This window comes from Glaciimonas sp. PAMC28666 (assembly GCF_016917355.1).
Classification (GTDB): domain Bacteria; phylum Pseudomonadota; class Gammaproteobacteria; order Burkholderiales; family Burkholderiaceae_D; genus Glaciimonas.
The window spans coordinates 5,091,153-5,109,493 of sequence record NZ_CP070304.1; the positions used below are offsets into that span (position 1 = coordinate 5,091,153).

Genomic DNA, 18,341 nt, shown 5'->3' on the forward strand with positions numbered 1-18,341 from the left:
GACGTTTAGGCATCTGAAGAGCATTTTTCTGCGGCTGGACCGTGGCATGTAAATGAATGTTGCGGGGGATACCGGGACTGCTATCAATTCAAGGTATGATTCTGGTCGCTCCTTTGGAGTGATTCGCTGACCCTGTTGTACGTCAGACAAGATGTTATTCTAAGCGGGTCATTGTTAACAGCAGCTGGATTTAATTGAGCAAAATAGTGATACCACAAGAATTACTGAAATCGACTCAAAAACAAGTAGTCGTCATCGGCGGCGGCATTATTGGGCTGTCGACCGCTTACTTTTTGACCCAGGCCGGACATCAGGTGGCGTTGATCGAACAACACCGGAACGTGGCTGAAGTGTCGACACTGGGAAATTCAGGGATGTTGGCAACGGCCGCGACCACCCCGTGGGCGGTTAACGGAATGCGCAAGCGCATCATTTCCGGTCTTTTTAGCCAGGAAGCATCCACCATCCTGAACGCTCGGCTCAGCCCCTCGTTATGGCGCTGGTTATTGCGCTGGACCTCGAAACCAGAGTTACAACGCTATCAGTTGCACATGGAGCGGATGCAACGTCTGGCAAGCTATAGTCAGGAAATGTTGCTTCAGTTGCAAGCCGATCATCAACTCGATTTCGAACAAAGCAGCGGCCTGCTCCAAGTTTTTCGTACAGAGAAAGAGTTCGCCGCAACGGCTCCATTGCAAGCCTTGATGACGGAAAGAAACGTAGCGCATCGCGTGCTGGATAGCGCTAGTGTGCAAGCGCTCGAACCGGCTCTTCATACCGCACGTAGCGTGGCTGGTGGCCTCTACTTCCCAGAGTTGGCTTCAGGCAATTGCACTTTATTTACAAAACAGTTGAAATCAATTGCGCAGGCTAGTGGCGTACAATTTCATTTTGATATGCGGGTCGATGCAATCGATTCGCACGATAATCAGGTTGCGTTACGGATCGGCGGAGATGTATTGCATGCCGATGCGGTGGTGGTGGCTGCGGGAACAGGCAGCGCCCCTCTGCTAAACAACATCGGGTTAAAGGTGCCATTGCGTGCCGTCAAAACATACACTGTGACAGCCGCAATTAAAAATTATGAAGTGGCACCTAAACTGGCGTTGCAGGACGATGCCTATAAAGTCACTATGGCACGCCTGGGCGAGCGCATTCGCGTTGCCGGCATCGCAGAACTGGGCGCACGCGACACGACCATCGATGACAAAGCACTCCGCACGTTATTAAAGGTGACCCAGGATTGGTATCCCGATGCCGCCAATTATCACAACGCCCAGATGTGGACCGGAAACATTCCCATGCTAGCCGACGAAGTACCTCTGATCGGTGCTACCAGCCGGAGCAATGTATACGTTAACGTGGGCCATGGCGGCAGCGGTTGGAGTATGGCATTAGGTGCCGCCAAAATAGTAGCAGACCAAATTTCCGGGCGCTCGCCTGAGATTGATATCGATGGTCTGACATTGGCGCGCTATCGGCGGTAGCGATACCAGAATCTGCTGCCGACAGCCTATTGGAACGCTTTTAGCACCACTAGAATGAGAGGCAAGACGACTATGACCGCACTCTACGCAAGCTCGGAAATTCGACGCATCGAGCAAACTGCACAACTTCAATTCCCGCCTTATACCTTGATGCAGCGGGCTGGCCAGGCGGCTGCGGATACTGCATTACGCCTACTCGGGGGGAACCCGCATAAAGCACGTATTTTAGTGTTGGTCGGACCCGGCAATAATGGTGGCGATGCCCTGGAAGCGGCGACCATACTGACGCACGCCGGGGCCGATGTTGTCGCGCTATTGCAGGCCGACTCAACCAAGTTGCCGCCGGATGCGGCGAATGCCCTCGCCCGCGCTAAACGTGCCGGTGTCCATATGATGCCAACCGAACAGTTTTCCACTATTGACAGCGTGACATGGTCGCTGGTGATCGATGGCTTGCTGGGTATCGGGGTGACCCGCGCACTGGATGGTCCCTTACGCAGTTTAGTTGCGACGGTTAATACATTCTCCTGTTTGGTTTTGGCGCTTGACGTCCCCACCGGACTGGATGCTGATACCGGCATCGTTGTAGGTCCCGACGGGATCGCCATTGTGGCTGACCATACCGTTACGTTTATCGGCGATAAAACCGGATTGCATACGGGCGACGGCCCTGACTACGCCGGAAAGGTCACCATTGCCGGCCTCAATCTCCCTGAAAACCTGTCAGTGCCGCCGCGATCGTGGCTGAATGCGCCCGAATTATTCGCCCATAACCTGCAACCACGCGCACGCAACTCAAATAAAGGCAGTTTTGGTAGCGTCGCCGTCATCGGCGGTGCAACAGGCATGGCGGGTGCGCCCATCCTGGCCGGACGCGCTGCAGCCAAGTCCGGCGCAGGTAAAGTCTTCGTCGGTTTTCTTGACGCTGCCCCTGCCTATGATAGCGGTCAGCCGGAGTTAATGTGCCGACACGCGGCTGAGATTGACCTGGCATCGGCAACGTTGGTGGTCGGGACCGGATTAGGTACTTCGCAACAAGCGCATGATGTATTAATAAAAACCCTGATGGCGCAAAGCCAATTGCTGCTGGACGCCGACGCGTTGAATTTGATTGCGCTCGAACCCGCGTTGCAACAGCTGGTGGGGCAACGGCGTCACTCCGGACTTGCGACGGTCATGACCCCTCACCCGTTGGAAGCAGCTCGCCTGCTCGGCAGCAGCGCTGCAGACATACAGTTTGACCGACTAAAAGCGGCACGCGGGTTGGCGCAACGCTTTAATGCGGTGGTCGTTCTCAAGGGTGCCGGCAGCATTATTGCGCGTCCCGATGGCGACACGGTCATCAACCCGACTGGAAATCCTGCGTTGGCCACAGGCGGAAGCGGCGACGTGCTGTCCGGCATTTGTGGTGCGCTATTAGCGCAAGGTTGGTCCGATTGGCATGCCGCCATTGGGGCAGTTTGGTTACACGGCAGCGCTGCAGATCTTTTGGTATCTCAGGGTTGCGGGCCTATCGGCATGACGGCGGGCGAGTTAATTCCGGCGGTACGAAGTCTATTCAATTCGTTGGTCAATAAGCACTGAAAACAATCAACGAAATGCAGAACATCGTAGAGTGCCGTCGAAGATTCACCTCTACGCAATGCGCAAATCCACGCAACTAATGGCAAAAAAAATCGTACAACGACCTGACCAGTCGGTGTACGATTTCAGAGGTGCAAGTACAAGCCGCATTTAATACGGGCCTACTCCCTGCAAGCAACAGCCACCACGATCTGGTCTCGCAACCCAAAAATTAACGATACCAGAGTCAGCGACCCCTTTCTCACGCGGCCAACGCGGGGTAATCGGTATACCCTTCCAGTGTTTGTGAGTAGAAAGTTTCCGATTTTGGCGCATTTAATGGGGCGTCAAGTTTTAAACGGCGCGGCAAGTCCGGGTTAGCGATAAACAATTGACCAAACGCCACCGCATCAGCTTCGCCTTTTGTCAGCAACTGTTCTGCTGCAGCTTTCGTCAATTGTTGATTCGCGATATACGTTCCGCCGAATGCTTGCTTCAGTTGTGGTCCGAGGCGATTTGGCGTTTGCGCTTCACGTGCGCAAATAAATGCGATACCACGCGCACCTAATTCACGCGCAACATAGCTGAAGGTTTCTAGCGGATTCGCATCACCCATTGAATGGCTGTCGCATCCGGGTGCCAAATGCATACCGACGCGTGAAGCGCCCCAGACACTGATACAGGCATCTGTGATTTCTAACATCAAGCGTGCGCGATTTTCCAGCGAACCACCATAAATGTCAGACCGTTGATTGCTGCCACTTTGCAAAAATTGATCCAGAAGATAGCCATTAGCACCGTGAATTTCAACACCGTCAAAGTTAGCTGCTTTGGCATTCTCAGCACCTTTACGGAACGCAGCAACGACGCCTTCAATTTCGGCCAACTCTAAAGCCCGCGGCGCCACATATTCACGTACCGGGCGCAACAGGCTAACGTGGCCAGTTGCCGCAATCGCGCTTGGCGCAACCGGCAATTCACCATTGAGAAAACTCGGGTCCGAAATGCGCCCGACGTGCCACAGTTGCAATATGATCCGACCACCGGCAGCATGTACGGCAGAGGTCACGTTTTTCCAACCCTCAACCTGATCGTCGGACCAGATCCCCGGGGTGTCTGCATAGCCAACGCCCTGCGGCGTCACTGCGGTCGCCTCGCTGATGATCAGGCCTGCGGAAGCGCGCTGAACGTAATATTCAGTCATCAAAGCGTTTGGTACACGGCCATCGCCGATAGCGCGCGAACGCGTCAGCGGTGCCATGATGATACGGTTAGAGACTTGGATATCGCCAATTTTGATAGGATCGAATAATGTTGTCATGATATGAGCTTCGTTAAATGGATTCGTTAATGATATGAAAATACGGATAAGAAGAGACAGTAAAGCGGCCAGTTACGGCTTAAATTTAAGACTATGTATTTGAGGAAAAGGCTTCTAATGCAGAGCATTTAGCAACTTGGCTCATGCCCTGCCCTTAAAGAAAAATGCTTCAAAATGGGATCAGCCCATCGCCGGAGAGACCGTTTTGTCGGCCATTACAGAAATGCTTTTAGGGGCTAAGCGGATTGATAGTTGCATCGCCACGACTGCCACTCCGGCCAGCGCGCCTGCTGCAATTGGCACTGCCTGTAATCCAAGGCCCTGCCCGATCACCGTTCCGCCGACCCATGCGCCAAGTGCGTTACCAACGTTAAAGGCGCCGATGTTCAGCGTGGCGACCAGATTTGGTGCTGCCTTGCCAAAAATCATCACGTTGATCTGGAGACCGGGAACCGCAGCAAAGGCCACTGTCGCCCATATGAATAAATTGACTTCTGCCGGTATCAAGGCCACGCTGGTCCATCTCAAAGCGGCCGTTGCCAGCGCCAAAAGGATAAAAATAGCGGTCAGCGATGTGCCTAAACGCCAGTCAGCCAAACGGCCGCCAAAGTAATTGCCCAGCGTCAAACCGAGACCGATCAAAAACAGACTCCAGGTCACTCCATGTGGCGTCACCTGCGTCACTTGTTCCAGCAACGGTGCAACATACGTGAACAACGCAAACATCGCCGCTGAAAAAAATGTCGTGGTCGCCAGCGCAGCCCAGATTCCGGCGCTGCCTAATTGTTTGAATTCCCTGCGCAGGTCAGTTTTTTTCTCATCCTGTTGCGATGACAGTACGCGCGCCAATCCCAGCAAAGCCAGCACGCCAAGGACAGCCACCGCCCAAAACGGCGTGCGCCAGCCGGCAAATTGACCAAGCGCCGTACCCAACGGCACACCAAGCACATTCGCCAGCGTTAAACCGGTAAACATCAAGGCCACCGCCGACGCTTTGCGATTTTCAGGAACAAGACTCGCTGCGACTACTGAACCGATACCAAAAAAAGCACCGTGACAGAGTGATGTCACGACCCGGGCAAACATCAAAAATCCGTAATCCGCAGCTACCGCGCACATCACATTGCCAACGATAAAGACCCCCATCAATATGAGCAATGCCCGCTTACGCGGCAATGCGGCGGTCGCCACCGCCATAATCGGTGCGCCGATGGCAACGCCTAACGCATAACCGCTGATCAACCATCCGGCACTCGGCAGCGTGACCTCCAGACTACGGGCCACTTCGGGGAGCAAACCCATGATGACAAATTCGGTGGTTCCGATAGCAAAAGCGCTAAGCGCCAGAACAAGTAGAGCTAATGGCATGGCAGGACTTTACAAAAATTTATCGGGAAGATTGAACTTCGTTTGCGGAAAATAATGCATAACTCGGATGCTTCATCCGGCATTTAAAGTTCGCCATTTACATGCGCCAAAAACGCCTGAATGGTGTCCTCGTTTCGACGATAGAAAATCCACTGCCCGACCCGCTTCGTGGTCACCAGTTCGGCACGTTGCAAGGTGGCTAAATGCGCCGAAACCGTCGATTGCGACAAGCCGGTACGCTTGTCAATCAGTCCGCAACAGACGCCGATATCCAGGGGATAGTCTTGTTCGGAGAAATACGCCGTCGGGTTTTTAAGCCATTGAAGGATTTGGCGTCTTACCGGATTGGCGAGCGCTTTATGAATCAGATCAAAATTGATATTGTCAGCAGATTCAGGCATTTCGTCTTTTACAGAAATAAATATTGGGTTTTATAGAACTTAGTATCGCTATATTACGATATATCCAAAAATTGTGCTGGCAACGCTAAAGAATGCTTGCTTTGGAATGCAGATAACAAAGAAGGAGGGGCTAAGGATGGCGACTTGGGTGAAAACTCTCAAATCACACAAACCACACAAATCGCCCTGAGCATCGAATGTCCGACCGGCAGTGACCTGTCGCTGTCCCTAAAATCGAAAAGCCCGCGCCAGGGCGCCGGTTCCCAGTTTACGGACGCCAAATCACCCTGCGTGCAGAGAAGAGGTTACCCGGCTACTTTTACACCCTTCCAAAATGCGACACGTCCACGGATTTCCTTTGCCGCTTCCTTTGGCTCAGCGTAATACCACACTGCGTCAGGATTAGTTTTACCGTCGACTTCCAATGTGTAGTAATTCGCCGTGCCTTTCCATGGACATATGGAGGTTGTTTCACTGGGTTTCAACAACTTGGAATCTATTGATTTCAAGGGAAAATAGTGATTTCCTTCGACGACAACAGTATCGTCAGAATCCGCGATGACGATGTCATTCCAGATGGCTTTCATATTCTTCTCCTGGTTATGTTGACGCTAACAGAGACAGCGCTTTCGCCTGTGGCGAAGTTCAAAAAGTCGCAAAACAGGTTTCGTTACTCTTTGGAAATTATATTCAAATGAATGGCGAGACGCTTTGCAGGCGACGCATTTTTTTACACTCGTACGAACGCGCTCGACCTACAGCAGCCTCACTAATTTACCACTGGTGGCGATCAGACGCACAGGACCGCCTGCTTTTTGAATACAACGTGCGCCGGGCCAGGCAAGGTAACAAACAATCAGCCATCCGAACGCGCAGGCTCGTCATCTCACCAAAGCATTGATCATGCACGCTTTTTACGACGTTTGGCGCCGACATCTTTCGTTTTGGTCCTAAAGACTGAATGAGCATGCAATGGTATTTTAAGAATATTGTCATCGGCCCTTTTATCAACTATTGCCATTATCGGTACCCATGTTCCCTCCCATCGCAGCACCTGTTTTCGTCACTTCAGCCTCCACCGTTGCGGCGACTGGCGCGGCGTGCGATAGACAACAAACCTCAAACGCATCCGGTACATTGGGCAGAAGCGTGATCGACTGCACTTCCTCAGCGCGGTCACTTCATCGCGGGAAATCTATCCACTTGCGCGTGCCGCGAAAGACGCGTAAAGCCAGACAGATTGAGGAGCAACATGCGGCGAGAATACACGCAACACATCAAGAGCACGAATGGGCCGCCGTTCGCCGTGCGCTATCCCCTGACAACCACGATATGAGTGCGCTACCGCCGATTCAGGAAACACTTGCACTGGCGATCGTCGCGGTGATTCCGGGGTTAATAACAATGTTGAACGAGATTCCCGGTCCCCGTCAGCAGGGAGCAACCCTCGCAAACACAAGCCCGACTCACCTGGCCTATGTACCAGCCAGCCTCACTTCTTCTACCGCTGATGCCACGCCTCTCGCTCTCACAGGGTTCCCGGCTGTCAGCGGCACTGCCACCGATTTCCGAAAAACGCTCACGAATTTTGGAGATAAGATAAACCAACGCCTGACAGATATTTATAACAAGCTACCGACGCTTTTGCCACAGGTTGCGGCCGATACCGAACCAGAAAGACTCAACCCCGCTTACTGGCAACCGCCTTACCGACATCCTCAAAACGAACCTGCGGACCGCGGCGGCGTCATTACAGTAAAACGCATCAACCACCCGCCTCCTTCCTGGCCGGTTACCGCAACCGCTGCAAAGATTTTTAACGATAGTCAAATTTGGTCTGCGGAGGACCAGGCGCTCACACGAAGCGGCATAAAGGCATATCGGAGATGGCCCGCCGCTATTGCGGAAGATGACCGAAAAAAGGGTATCGTGACATCCAATTTCAACGGGACGCCCCTGCCTGTTAATGCGCTATTGGACGGACTGGAGGCTTTGATATCCTACAAGCTTGGCGGCGAGACGTCTTATTCAGTCGATCTTTACGAATACAACGTCATGATATCTGCCATCCTTTCCTCTTATGCCGCTAACACCAACAACGGCGTGGAGCAAGTCGCAGATGGTGCCGATCACGCATCAGAAAAATCGCATCCAACGAAGTCCCAGTCAGAACTGCAAACCGATGTTGCCTATATATTCGTCAATGCCGTGATGCGACCGTGCAGCATCATGTCCCTGGCGACCATGGAAACCGTTATCCACGAGAAGTCAGACGCAGATTTAAAAGGCGGTCCGATGCTCAATGCACTTCCTGCAATTTCCAGACGCCTTAAGGCTGAACTCTGTGCGGTGATGCATACAATGTTCCCTAATCTCACCGTCCAACAAAATGCACTGCTGGATACGTTGACCGGATGGTATGTCAATGCCAGATTAAGTGCTATAGAGCCTTTGTTCGCACCGCGCTTTAACCTCTCGTCCGACGAGTTTTCGCATACGAAATACCACAGCCGCGATGGTATCTCAATGCGCATTGGGGCAGCGTTTCTTATTCAATTCCCCGCCGCACATCGCGTCACCCCCTCTCCTGCGCAATTGCGCGAGGCGGGGCTTCACCATTTAATTCATACGCCGGCTTCACATTGGTCCTTGGCCACGACAACGGCAGTGACAAATTTCGGTCATTTGAGCTTATCCAATGCAACCGACGACGAAGCACTAAAAGCGGGCGCTGAGAAATTGATTGAACCCGAGATGAAAAGAATTGGGCTCTTGAAAGCCGTCGAAAGATGCGAGGAGGAATTCGTTTTTTGTATAAAAGATACGTCAAATGATCCCATTAACCACGAACGGCAATCGCGTGCGGCGCTCAAAAAACTTGCGCTAAGTAAATCAGAATTGTACGTCTCAGGACTTAGGGAATTAGCCCCGAAAGATCGTAGCAAACTAATCGAGATCGGCAAAAAAGGTGCGCTAGAACTATTTGCAACACGTCTTACCATCTGCAATACACATAATAACGATATTGCCTATCGAGCGGTCCTGAACGGCACTTCCGGCGCTATCGTAAAAGCCGAGAACGACTATTATCTCTTTTCACATGCCCGCAGTTGGGGCTCACCTACTGTTTCCTGCATCACGGACGCTGTAGCGCAGGCAGGAGGGGTTCCCGAATATATGCGATTCAGTCACTCAAGTCTGACTGGAGGCATCCATTTCCCTTCTATTGCGCCGTCCGATTTCGCGACGCATTCCGTCGGTATCTTCGCAAGAGGAATTGTCGATATTGCCAGGGAGGTGGCGGCCTTGCAGAGCTACCCAGAGGAGATACACCAATCCTCACAGCCTGAACTTTCTTCCCAACCTCCACGCTCAATCGGGTCAGAAATCATCCACTCCCGGGTGTACGTTCTCGTAAGGACGATGATCGGATTCGTCCCAAAAGCGAATTGCCTGCTCCCGGCTTTAGATCTCGCCGAGATGATGGTGGAACCGGCTAAAACCTGGTCCGGCTTCGCTGCACAGGCCACCACGCTGGCAACGGACACATTTTTTTGCTTCCTGGGCTTTAACCCTTCGCCGACGCTTCCCGTTGTAAGTTCCATACGCACCGCTTTCAAATTTTCATCGCAAGAAGCGTTTGCCGAAGAAAAATTGGCACAGCGGCTAGGCGCACGCTCGACTGAAATCAAACCGACATCGGGTCTGCAAGACTACGGCGAGAAACCGTTGATCAGCAAGCTCCTCACTACACGACGGGAAGATTTGCATTTCAGAAACGGCTTTTCCCACCTTCTCGCTGCCGCATCAGTCGATACAGCGCTTCCCACCCACATTTTTTTCGACGGAACGTATCCCACCGCCTTAGAAAGCGTCCACAATCTTCTACTGGAAGGCCTGATACAAAAGCCCGAAGGGGGTGCCATTTATTTGATCATGGGATCGGTCACTTCGCCAAAAAAAGCGGGCTATCTCTGGAATGAATTAGAAAAAAAACTCATACTCCAGACAGATAAATGGCTTTTGGATTATGGTCATCTGATAGACAAAGATCCACAGTTATTGGCAACTATCACGCATAGTCCATCGAACCCATCCTCCACGGCGTCCATTTCAAAAAAGTTATATCAGAACAAACGCATCAACGCACTGCGACCGCACGCGTACCAAAGTCACTTTGACCATCCACCGGAACCGACAGGTCGCGATATTTACACCGTTAAAGGTGTTGGCGATTTTGTCGATCGCAATTACATTAAATTGAAGGATAAATACTACCTGTTGGGACAAACTCACCACGCCGTCGCCAACATGCCACCAGCTTTGTCCCCGGAATTGACATTTATAGATGGTCGATGGCAACAACGCGAAAACCCTTTGGAAAAAATTTGCATCATTGGTCATCAGATGCCAAAAGATTTGCGCCTTGATATGTCCTACATTGATGGTGGCTGGCAAATTAGCAACAATCATTTAATAGGGCCTGTCAGTGCGCTCCCCATAGGCATAACCTCGGCTGATGAGGCGTTTAAGGCAGGTTTCAATCACCCCGACGGGTGGTCTATATCTGAGAGATACATCGACAACGCCAATAGCGATCAATTCATTCTGAGTCTCCGAGATGAAGATGGAAGCACTCTGTACCGTCGCGGTCCAAATCGGAACAACGCATTTGAACCGCTTTCAAAGGAAGAATTTGAAACAACGCAATACTGGTCAAGGCGCCGGTTGCTTTCAAACTCGCAGGCAAGTTGCAGGAACCAAGCTACCAACTTGCGCGCCGCACCTGTACTCACCTTTAAGGAAGCGCGATCAGCGGCGTTGAAAAAAATTGTTGAGACAGAAGTTCAGGCCCGTGCATTTTATGAGCGCCCTTTGCTGCGGATTGAAATGCTCGCCGATAACGAGCAAATTACCAAGGCTTTTACTGTTCGTCCTGGCTTAGATTTGCATTTTAATTTTTTACTGGATAAGTTCAACGGGAAAACTCTTCCTCAAGCTCTTAGTGAATTGAAATTATCGGATACGGTGGAAAGAAAGATATATGGCGCATTCCGAGGAAAGCGCTATTGGGGAACCATGTTGGAACAATTAAAGGCCACTCCTGAAGCCTTTGGGGATGACGTCGCAGCGATAGAAGAAATTTGCAACTTAGCGGTCGGCATCTGCAGCCATCAGGATCGTTACACGCTTCTAAAAGAGAATTTAATAACGAAAATTGCAAAACAAAAACTGCTTCACGCAAACTATATAAAAGAATTTATCGAACCAGAGCAAAGACTGTTCACTCGGCTTTGGGGGCGGTATTTTGCTCCGCTTTTAACTTCAGATTTTTGCACGACTGACAAGTGGGTTTTTGAAATACAAGCGAGAGGAATGTCAGGAATTTCCAGCACATACGGCAAGCAAGTCGCGGCGGAATTCATGAGCATCTATACCAATACGCATCAAGAGTCGTCCCAGCTATTGAAGTGGGAGGCTGACGACAGCGCGTCATTCTGGATGGCACACGCAAAATTTTATGCTATTGACGGAAGGAGTTTAGGTTCTGCCGATAGAAAGATCATACTATCTGGTCTGAGCAACTTTAAGACGAGTTCACATCCGGACAGGATGAGCAAGTTGCGCATCATCTCCCCTTCGCTCAGCCCACAAGGCATGCACTATCAATACAACCCCGAAAGCCACTTGAAAGGTCATCCACAGGAAGCATCTTTGTTTGGCAACAAGTTAACAGGCTACACCTACGATCAAGGTGATAATAGAGGCAAGCTCTATCTGTCCACAGCAACATTTTTATCGCCGTCGACCAGTGATGGCGCGCAGACCCGAGACGTCATAAGGCATGAGTTGGCACACCTGGTGATACCGCAAAGCAATCGGGAAATATACCTGATTGGTGATGGTTCAAAGTACGGATATTACTCACCTGGTTCGCAGCTCCGGCAAGCTAAAGTAATACTGCGTTCACCGGACGCATTTTGTGCGTACGTTCATAGCACGCCCGGAATAAAAGAGGTATTTTTAGAGCACTTTAAAATCGTATCGCCCATTTCATTTGGAAAAATCTTCCCTAACTATGAGGAAGTAGGCGCTATCAGAATCACAGTTACTGAATTTGATAAATTTGTGCATCTGCTATTCAATAAGCTACCCGCTACCGAAAAAATGAAGGCTTTCGCAATGCCGGATTTTTTTATCACCTGGTTTGAGCACATGGGGAAAATAATTCCGCAAAAATATCAGGACCTGCGACCCGATTCAGCTACAGCAAAAAAAATGAACTTGAGAGTTAAGCGCCAGATACCCGGCTCCGCATGGACGCCCGTCCTGCAGAGAATTTTTTTACGGGAAGGGGAAATAAACAATTCGTAAGGACTTCGCCTCTTGAATAACGAGGCCTGGGGAAGCCGATCCCCATCCGATTACGCGCAAACATCATACAGAGTAGCCAAGGACTGTCTCCTTTGATATGGTTCAGCAGCACCACTCTTAGATTTTTGCCATTATCATGCGGCGGTATGGTATTCCCGAACTGTGGACGAGTCGGCCGGCTTTGATCAAAGTGATCAAAGGCTACGCCATCACCACCTGACAGCCGGGCTCAGCGAGCTTAAGTCTGACTACCCCCTCAAAGCTCAAAGTTGCTATTTTTTTTATTTTTCTACCGATGTCATCAGAATGCCATATTCGATTGGTAACGTGCCGAGGTGTGTGAAAAAATTATATGATATCGGTCTAATACCGGATTGAAACTGGTTTGAAACTATTTAAGCGCACTTTGAACATAATTAAAAGGCAACTAAACATCATCGAAACGTCATCGAACGTTTTATTGCCGTTTCTCAACTCTCAACAGATTCATCGTGGTGAACAGGCTTAGTCTCTTATGAATGAAAAAAGTGAGCTGCGGAGCGCGGCATTTCACCACAGCGCTCAACCTCTACGAAATATACAACTTAGGTAATCAGGAATTCCAGGTATGACTTCAAACGTTCACGCATTACCTTTGTCAAAAAGACTTACCCCAAATCGTTGGGATTTTCTGGTTTTCCCGTTAGTGATCGGCATTATTGCTTTTAGCGGCATTGGCGTTAAAGATACCCTGGCTCCTTTGTCCAGCCTTACCGCAAATGTTGTCACGCTAGATCCGCACAATTTACCTGAATATGCGCTTCGCACAACATTGCGAATGTTGGCGGCAATGGTCGCCTCGCTGGTTTTTACGCTCATTTACGCAACGGTCGCTGCAAAAAGTAAACGCGCCGAAAAAATCCTGATCCCTGCGTTGGACGTCCTGCAGTCCGTGCCGGTGCTGGGATATATCTCCTTCACGGTGACTTTTTTCATTGCGTTATTTCCCGGACGCGTTATTGGCGCCGAGCTAGCAGCGATTTTTGCCATCTTCACCAGTCAGGCATGGAACATGACCTTTAGTTTTTATCAGTCATTAACCACCGTTCCTGATGATTTGCAGGAAGTTTCGCGGAGTTTTCACCTATCCGGCTGGCAACGATTTTGGAAACTGGAGGTCCCTTTCGCGATACCAGGATTAATCTGGAACATGATGATGAGTATGTCCGGCGGCTGGTTTTTTGTCGTCGCGGCCGAGGCTATTACGGTCGGCAATAAGAGCATCACCCTGCCCGGGGTCGGTTCGTATCTGGCTTTAGCGATCAGTGAACACAATCTCGGTGCGGTCGGATGGGTGATTGTCGTGATGACCGCCGTCATCATCTGCTATGACCAATTGCTCTTCAGACCGCTGGTGGCCTGGGCAGACAAATTTCGGATGGAAAATACCACTGCGCAGTTTTCCCCTTCGTCATGGCTGCTTAATCTGATTCAACGCACGCGCCTGATTCAAGCAATATTATCGCCCTTCAGTATCCTGTTCCGGCGTGTCATCACGATGCCTCTGCGCCTTAATAAAGGCACTACCAAACACCGAAAAGTTAACGACACCCCAAATCGGATGGTCGACTTCGCATGGAACGCGACGCTATTGGTGTTGGGTTGTTGGGTCATGTGGAGGGTTATCGCCTTCATTGGCTCAGAGGTCAGCATTCACGAAGTCGGTAGCGTGCTGCTGCTCGGGGTCTACACCCTGATCCGTGTCATGTTGCTGATTGCGATTGCTTCCGTGGTTTGGGTACCGTTGGGCGTGCTAATCGGCCTACGCCCCCGTCTCGCCGAAAAAATTCAACCATTAGCACAATTTTTGGCAGCGTTTCCCGCCAATTTGCTGTTTCCGGTTTTCGTCATTCTGATTGTGCGCTTCCACGGTAGTCCTGATATCTGGCTAAGTCCATTGATCGTGCTGGGCACGCAGTGGTATATCCTCTTCAACGTCATTGCGGGTGCAATGGCATATCCCAACGACTATCGTGAAGTATCGGCAAATTTTAAAATCCGCGGCTGGCAATGGTGGCGTAAAGCCATGTTGCCAGGCATTTTCCCCTACTACGTCACCGGTGCCATTACAGCCTCCGGCGGAGCATGGAACGCCAGTATCGTTTCCGAATCAGTATCGTGGGGCAATACCAAACTCAACGCTCACGGTCTCGGCTCTTACATTGCGCAGTACACAGAAGCGGGCGACTTCCCGCGCATCATTTTGGGGATCGTTGTCATGTCGTTATTCGTAGTGCTGTTTAATCGCCTTTTGTGGCGGCCAATGTACCACTACGCGAATAATAAGCTAAACGCAACCTGAGCAAAAATTCAAAGATGTCAGAGATTTATCGAGGATGATGATGCAAAAAATTACGGAAAACGAAATACTTAACGTCAATCATGTGCGCCGTGGTTTTGCCAAGGCACAAGGCGAGTTGTTAGTGCTTGACGATGTCAGTTTGACGCTGCATGAAGGTGAGATCGTCGGCCTTCTCGGTCGTTCCGGTTGCGGAAAGTCATCTTTATTACGGATTATTGCCGGATTGATTCATCCCACCGGCGGCGACGTGACTTATCGCGGACATCCGGTTAACGGCCCCGCCGATGGCGTTGCCATGGTATTTCAAACCTTCGCACTGTTCCCCTGGCTCACCGTTTTGGACAACGTCGAAGCCGGTCTGGAAGCGCTGGGGACACCGCCCGCTGAACGCCGCAAACGTGCCCTCGCAGCGATCGATCTGATCGGTCTCGACGGTTTTGAAAACGCCTATCCACGTGAACTTTCTGGCGGGATGCGCCAACGTGTCGGCTTTGCCAGAGCGCTGGTCGTCGACCCTACCTTATTGCTCATGGATGAGCCGTTCTCTGCCCTCGACGTGCTGACCGCGGAGACCTTGCGGACCGATCTGCTGGATCTATGGAACGATGGTCGATTGCCGATCAAATCGATTTTAATCGTCACCCATAACATCGAAGAAGCCGTATTCATGTGTGATCGCATTTTGGTTTTGTCATCCAACCCCGGCCGCATCATAGCTGAGATTGCGGTGCCGTTTCCCCATCCGCGTAACCGATTGGACCCGACCTTTCGTCAACTGGTCGATGACATTTACGCCAAGATGACCGCCAGATTGCAACCCATTTCAAACCGCAGCAATCCCGGCCTGGAACTCGCCAGCCGCCTAAATCCAGTCTCGACCAACCTGATGGCTGGCCTTTTGGAAACGGTCGCCGCTGCGCCGTACAACGGACGTGCCGACATGCCGGATATTTCTGCCCGACTTCATCTCGAGGTTGACGATCTTTTCCCCGTAGCGGAAGTGCTCCACTATTTAGGATTTGCGGAGATGACAGAAGGCGATATCATGCTTACCACGTTGGGCCTGGAGTTTGCCGAGCATGGCGTGCAGCAGCGCAAACAGGTGTTTGCGCAACAATTACTGCGCCAGGTACCTTTGGCAGCACGCATCAAATCGATATTGCAGGAAAGACCCGGTCAACGGGCTCCGCGCGCCCGCTTTCAACAAGAGTTGGAAGACCATTTAAGTGATGACGCCGCCGAAGAAACGATTGACGCGATCATTCGCTGGGGTCGTTATGCCGAGATTTTTTCGTATGACGACAAACGCGAAATCTTTAGCCTGGAAGATATCGCAAGCTAAAGGCGGCGGCTGCATCTACTTGAGGAAACGCGCAATTGAGATCGCTCTAAAGTGATGGATGCGTCATAGATGCACGCGCAATCTTCAAAAGCCCGGTTTCGGGCTTTTTTTATTCGAGTTACTTTCGACCTTACTTTCAGCCTTATGCATTAGAGGGCCGTGTTAGTAGCTTGCCTAGCCATTTAGCCGCCGTTAGCCGACATTGAAGAACTATTGACAGTGGTTCAGTGATGTAAAACGCACTACGTTGCTTCGCCTGCACCGAAAACCAGCCCGAACGCGGGGCCGTCCAGTTACCGTTCCCTATCAGGATTACTTGCTCTTTCCAGCCATAGCCGTCCATTTGCATGTTATTGACCATGACGCCGATATTCCCCTTCCTCAAGGTAACGCCGGTTCCGACGCGAGCATAAAAAGTGAACGCTTGTCCTGTCATCAATTCATTGGTTTGCATGATCGTGGCGCGCAAGTAGCGCAGACGTTGTTGAGAGAAATTGCAGAATAAGCCTGCGCCCACTTCCGCGAAACATACAATACCCCTCAATCTGTACCGCATCACATGCAAGCTTAGTCATCTGTTATGGTGTGGTTTCGACGCTTCTGTATATATACGCCTACCAACATCCATAGGATGATCACGCATGGATAACAAAACGCTTCTACTTCAGCCACCCGAGGCACCGCTTTATCGTCAGCTCGCCAGCCATTATCTGGAGGCGATGCAATCCCGTGTTTTGCATCCGGGCGATAAAATGCCCTCGGTGCGCACGTTGGCACGTCAGCACGCCCTTAGTTTATCCACCGCTTTGCAGGCGTGCCGATTTCTGGAGAGCGAAGGCTGGTTAGAGGCGCGACCGCGTTCAGGCTATTTCGTCAAATCCAAAAAGTCCTGCGACATGATGGCCGTGACCGAGCCAGATATGACGCGCCCCCACGACATCGCGCAGTTCATCGGCATCCACCAAAAAGTATCTGAAATCATTTCGATGGGCCAGCGAAAGGTCCGCGTTAATCTGGGCCGTGCTGCGGGCGCACCCGAACTTTATCCCGGTAAGCAGCTTAATGCGCTAGCCGCCAGAGAGCTGCGACTCCATCCAGACCTATTTACCAAACAAAGCCGTCCTACCGGAAACACAGCGTTCAAGGATGTCCTCGCCAAACGTGCATTAGCGAGCGGAATGAAGCTTAATCCGGATGAGATTTTGGTCACCAATGGCTGCATCGAAGCCCTCAATCTCGCACTCCGTGCGGTAGCGCAAGCGGGCGATGTTATTGCCGTAGAATCGCCGACTTTTTATGGCCTGCTGCAGGTGATGGAAAGCTTGGGCATGAAGGCGCTCGAAATTCCTACCAGTGCGCAAACCGGGATTTCGCTCGAAGCGCTGGAGTTAGCGATCCAGACATATGACAATATTAAGGCTGTCGTCGTCGTGCCGCATCTGCAAAATCCACTCGGCAGCATCATGCCGGAAACGCACAAGAAACGTCTGGTGCGCATGTGTGAAAACGCCCACATCGCCTTGATCGAGGATGATTCGTATAGTGCGTTGGTGCATGATGGGCCGCCATTGACATCGCTCAAGGCCCACGACACCACGGGAAATGTGATTCACTGCGCGTCATTGCACAAGATTCTTGCGCCCGGAATGCGGATAGGATGGATGGTGGCAGGCCGATGGCAGGCGCGTGTCAACATGCTGAAATATGCACAAACCCGTTACAACGACGAATGGTCGCAAACGATCGCCGCAAAATTCATGGGCTCACCCGCTTACGACCGACATCTGCGCAAAATACGCGGCACGCTTCGGGTGCAACGTGATTTGACCGCCGAGATCATCTCCCGATATTTTCCTGTAGGGACACGCTGCAGCCTGCCGAACGGCGGCGTTTCGATATGGGTCGAATTACCTGCAGGCCTGTCTTCCAAGAAGATATTCGAAGCAGCTCTGGCACGCCAGATACTTATTTCGCCAGGTCTGCTATTTTCTAACTCGCCGCGTTTCGATCACTTCATCCGACTCAATTGCGGAATGCCGTTCTCGGATGAAGTGAAACAGGCGTATATCGACCTGGGATCGATCATTCACGCGCAACATGAATAGGCATTCATTCTCACACTATTTAGACGATTTCCGAGAAC

Annotated in this window: 11 protein-coding genes; 6 read left to right on the plus strand and 5 right to left on the minus strand. The window is 51.2% G+C overall.

What is annotated here, in order from left to right; genetic code table 11:
* The first annotated feature begins 206 nt into the window (after positions 1–206).
* Together JQN73_RS21890 and JQN73_RS21895 are read left to right on the plus strand one after the other, a co-directional pair.
* Positions 207–1,487 (plus strand): FAD-dependent oxidoreductase, encoded by a 1,281-nt coding sequence (locus JQN73_RS21890; protein ID WP_240162358.1) that lies wholly within the window; start codon positions 207–209, stop codon positions 1,485–1,487.
* 72 nt (positions 1,488–1,559) lie between these two features.
* Positions 1,560–3,071, plus strand: a complete 1,512-nt coding sequence (locus tag JQN73_RS21895; RefSeq protein ID WP_205321006.1) for an NAD(P)H-hydrate dehydratase — start codon at positions 1,560–1,562, stop codon at positions 3,069–3,071.
* 241 nt (positions 3,072–3,312) lie between these two features.
* Here the strand turns inward: JQN73_RS21895 and JQN73_RS21900 are convergent, their stop codons facing one another.
* The 4 genes from JQN73_RS21900 to JQN73_RS21915 all read right to left on the minus strand — a co-directional run bounded on the left by JQN73_RS21900 (position 3,313) and on the right by JQN73_RS21915 (position 6,727).
* Positions 3,313–4,371, minus strand: coding sequence for an alkene reductase (locus tag JQN73_RS21900; RefSeq protein ID WP_205321007.1), 1,059 nt, complete (start codon positions 4,369–4,371; stop codon positions 3,313–3,315).
* A 180-nt stretch (positions 4,372–4,551) separates the two neighbouring features.
* Positions 4,552–5,739: an MFS transporter gene (locus tag JQN73_RS21905; protein WP_205321008.1), complete on the minus strand. Its 1,188-nt coding sequence runs from the start codon at positions 5,737–5,739 to the stop codon at positions 4,552–4,554.
* 83 nt (positions 5,740–5,822) lie between these two features.
* Entirely contained in the window at positions 5,823–6,140 is a 318-nt protein-coding gene (locus tag JQN73_RS21910) for a helix-turn-helix transcriptional regulator (protein WP_205321009.1), read from the minus strand.
* Between the two features lie 305 nt (positions 6,141–6,445).
* Complete coding sequence (locus tag JQN73_RS21915) at positions 6,446–6,727, minus strand: DUF427 domain-containing protein (protein ID WP_205321010.1); 282 nt, start codon at positions 6,725–6,727, stop codon at positions 6,446–6,448.
* Between the two features lie 445 nt (positions 6,728–7,172).
* Here JQN73_RS21915 and JQN73_RS21920 point away from each other — a divergent pair, with 445 nt between their 5' ends.
* From JQN73_RS21920 to JQN73_RS21930, 3 genes are all read left to right on the plus strand, one after another.
* On the plus strand, positions 7,173–12,515 hold the full coding sequence (locus JQN73_RS21920; RefSeq protein WP_205321011.1) for a hypothetical protein: 5,343 nt from the start codon (positions 7,173–7,175) through the stop codon (positions 12,513–12,515).
* Positions 12,516–13,122: 607 nt separating this feature from the next.
* Positions 13,123–14,856 carry an ABC transporter permease subunit gene (locus JQN73_RS21925; protein WP_205321012.1) on the plus strand — a complete coding sequence of 578 codons (1,734 nt, stop codon included), beginning with the start codon at positions 13,123–13,125 and terminating at the stop codon, positions 14,854–14,856.
* A 34-nt stretch (positions 14,857–14,890) separates the two neighbouring features.
* A complete protein-coding gene (locus JQN73_RS21930) occupies positions 14,891–16,198 on the plus strand; it encodes an AAA-associated domain-containing protein (protein ID WP_205321013.1) in 1,308 nt (435 codons plus the stop codon).
* A 142-nt stretch (positions 16,199–16,340) separates the two neighbouring features.
* Here the strand turns inward: JQN73_RS21930 and JQN73_RS21935 are convergent, their stop codons facing one another.
* Entirely contained in the window at positions 16,341–16,652 is a 312-nt protein-coding gene (locus JQN73_RS21935; protein ID WP_205321014.1) for a hypothetical protein, read from the minus strand.
* A 187-nt stretch (positions 16,653–16,839) separates the two neighbouring features.
* Between JQN73_RS21935 and JQN73_RS21940 the strand changes: the two genes are divergently transcribed.
* Complete coding sequence (locus JQN73_RS21940; protein ID WP_205321015.1) at positions 16,840–18,303, plus strand: PLP-dependent aminotransferase family protein; 1,464 nt, start codon at positions 16,840–16,842, stop codon at positions 18,301–18,303.
* The last annotated feature ends 38 nt before the right edge of the window (positions 18,304–18,341 follow it).

Bases quoted from the DNA above. Each gene is read 5' to 3' on its own strand.
- JQN73_RS21900 (WP_205321007.1), bottom strand. From the start codon at position 4,371: ATGACAACATTATTCGATCCTATCAAAATTGGCGATATCCAAGTCTCT.
- JQN73_RS21915 (WP_205321010.1), bottom strand. From the start codon at position 6,727: ATGAAAGCCATCTGGAATGACATCGTCATCGCGGATTCTGACGATACT.
- JQN73_RS21930 (WP_205321013.1), top strand. From the start codon at position 14,891: ATGATGATGCAAAAAATTACGGAAAACGAAATACTTAACGTCAATCAT.
- JQN73_RS21925 (WP_205321012.1), top strand. From the start codon at position 13,123: ATGACTTCAAACGTTCACGCATTACCTTTGTCAAAAAGACTTACCCCA.
- JQN73_RS21910 (WP_205321009.1), bottom strand. From the start codon at position 6,140: ATGCCTGAATCTGCTGACAATATCAATTTTGATCTGATTCATAAAGCG.
- JQN73_RS21940 (WP_205321015.1), top strand. From the start codon at position 16,840: ATGGATAACAAAACGCTTCTACTTCAGCCACCCGAGGCACCGCTTTAT.
- JQN73_RS21895 (WP_205321006.1), top strand. From the start codon at position 1,560: ATGACCGCACTCTACGCAAGCTCGGAAATTCGACGCATCGAGCAAACT.
- JQN73_RS21905 (WP_205321008.1), bottom strand. From the start codon at position 5,739: ATGCCATTAGCTCTACTTGTTCTGGCGCTTAGCGCTTTTGCTATCGGA.
- JQN73_RS21935 (WP_205321014.1), bottom strand. From the start codon at position 16,652: ATGCAAACCAATGAATTGATGACAGGACAAGCGTTCACTTTTTATGCT.
- JQN73_RS21920 (WP_205321011.1), top strand. From the start codon at position 7,173: ATGTTCCCTCCCATCGCAGCACCTGTTTTCGTCACTTCAGCCTCCACC.